A 368-nucleotide genomic window follows, 5' to 3' on the forward strand; every position below is an offset into this window, starting at 1 on the left:
TTGTTGTCGAGTGTTCACACAGATTGATACGGTTTGAGTTACTGAGAGCACCGTTAACCCTCTGCCCTCCCGCGAGCAGAGACCTTGTGTCCCGTTCGTCTAGAGGCCTAGGACACCGCCCTTTCACGGCGGTAACAGGGGTTCGACTCCCCTACGGGATACCACCTTTAAGCGCATTTGCATTAAGTGTTCTTAAAAGTGGTTCATTTAGTTGAATCTTGCTCTTTAACAATTTGGAAAGCTGACAAAACATTCTTTTTAGAATGTTTGTAAAAGTTCTCAATGTTTATCATTAGGATAAACACCAACACACAATCAAGTGTTCTTGGGAAAACTTACTTTTTAAGTAAGGTTTCAAAATTGAGTCC

Annotated in this window: 1 tRNA gene; it reads left to right on the forward strand. The window is 42.1% G+C overall.

Annotated elements, in window-relative coordinates:
- The first annotated feature begins 88 nt into the window (after nt 1-88).
- Nucleotides 89-164: transfer RNA gene (locus EES38_RS22030), tRNA-Glu, on the forward strand.
- Nucleotides 165-368 lie beyond the last annotated feature (204 nt).

The sequence above is a fragment of the Vibrio viridaestus genome (assembly GCF_003856525.1).
Lineage (GTDB): Bacteria > Pseudomonadota > Gammaproteobacteria > Enterobacterales > Vibrionaceae > Vibrio > Vibrio viridaestus.